The sequence below is a fragment of the Nguyenibacter vanlangensis genome (assembly GCF_013376155.1).
Taxonomy (GTDB): Bacteria; Pseudomonadota; Alphaproteobacteria; order Acetobacterales; family Acetobacteraceae; genus Gluconacetobacter; species Gluconacetobacter vanlangensis.
Map to the genome: position 1 here is coordinate 1 of NZ_JABXXP010000759.1, position 1,288 is coordinate 1,288.

Sequence of the window (1,288 nt, forward strand, 5' to 3'; positions counted from 1 at the left end):
GCCACGGCTCGCTCAGCCCGACCGAGGGCGCCAGGCAGGCGGTCGCCAGCAGCCGGTCCAGCACCGCCGGGTCCACCGGATCGGTCCGGAAATGCCGCACGTCGCGCCGCCAGACGAACAGCCGATCCAGCGCGTCGCGAAAATCATCCGAAAAACCGGGGGGCATATCGGCGCCTCGGCCGGAATCGTTCATCACAGGGCCATCGTCCGACACCGCCTGGTGTCCTGCCCGAATTTATTTCTGCGGATAGGCGAAGGTGAAGGATTCGCTGAACGGAGTCCAGAAGCCCGGCGTGCCCGTCTCCTTGTCCACATGGTGCATGAAACCGTTCGCCTCGGGCGCGCCATAGCGGAATTCCACCGTATAGGTTCCCGGCCCGTCCATGCGGACATTGTCCGCGTAATGCGGGCCGTCCTTGGCGGTCATGGCGTGCAGCGTGCCCGTTGCCGTCCAGGGGCTGCCGGCACGGGTCAGCCTGTAGGTGATCGTCAGGTACGGCACCCAGGCCCCGTCCGGAAAGCCCCAGACATTGTCGGCGGTGGCATGGATGTCGGTTTCCAGATGGATGGACCCGGGGCCGGTCGGCATGCCCGCCATCATCGGCGCGACCTCGACCCCCACCAGGTAATTGGCGGCGATCTCCATGTCATGGGCATAGACCGGGCCGCCGATCGGAAATTCCCGCGCCAGCGCGGACGCGGCGCCCGGCGACATGGCGGCAAGCAGAGACGCTGCGAGAATCCGGATCGTCATCGTTTTTTCTTCCTGATCGGGTTACGCATCGGCACGGACGGGGCGGCGGCCGACCCGGTAGCCGGCCACCAGCAGCACCAGCAGCGTCACCGCCCAGGCCACCAGTTGCACGCCGGTGGGACGGTCGGAATAGCCGGTAAGCGCCTTGGCCGCCCGTCCCGCCATGCTGCCATCGGACAGCAGCCAGGACGAGTCCCAGATCTCATAGCCCAGGGCCGGAATCAGGTCGTCATTGGCCAGCAGGGCCGCCGCCTGGCTGGCCATACCCGCCGCCAGCACCGCGACCAGCAGCCCGGTGACGGTAAAGAGATGCCGCATCGGGATCACCACCAGGCCGCGATACAGCGCCCAGGACAGCGCGCCGCCGGCCGCCACCCCCAGCAGGCCGCCGCCCAGCATGGCTGCCGGGCCCGACCCGGTCGAAACCGCGATCCCGTACAGGAACAGCACGACCTCCACCCCCTCGCGCAGCACGGCGACGGCCACCACCACGGCCAGAGCGGGCAGCGAACGCGCCCCGCTGGCCACCGCGTC

The 1,288-nt window shown here is 68.7% G+C and carries 3 protein-coding genes; all 3 read right to left on the reverse strand.

The window, feature by feature from the left end; all coding sequences use genetic code 11:
* On the reverse strand, window positions 1-193 hold a 193-nt coding region (locus HUK84_RS18775), incomplete at its 3' end, for a nitroreductase family protein (protein ID WP_374729388.1).
* Window positions 194-235: 42 nt separating this feature from the next.
* Window positions 236-754, reverse strand: coding sequence for an iron transporter (locus tag HUK84_RS18780; RefSeq protein ID WP_176641578.1), 519 nt, complete (start codon window positions 752-754; stop codon window positions 236-238).
* A gap of 21 nt (window positions 755-775) precedes the next feature.
* A partial coding sequence (locus tag HUK84_RS18785; RefSeq protein WP_176641579.1) for an FTR1 family protein occupies window positions 776-1,288 on the reverse strand: 513 nt, incomplete at its 5' end.

Coding starts and splice junctions, on each gene's coding strand:
- HUK84_RS18780 (WP_176641578.1), bottom strand. CDS start 754: ATGACGATCCGGATTCTCGCAGCGTCTCTGCTTGCCGCCATGTCGCCG.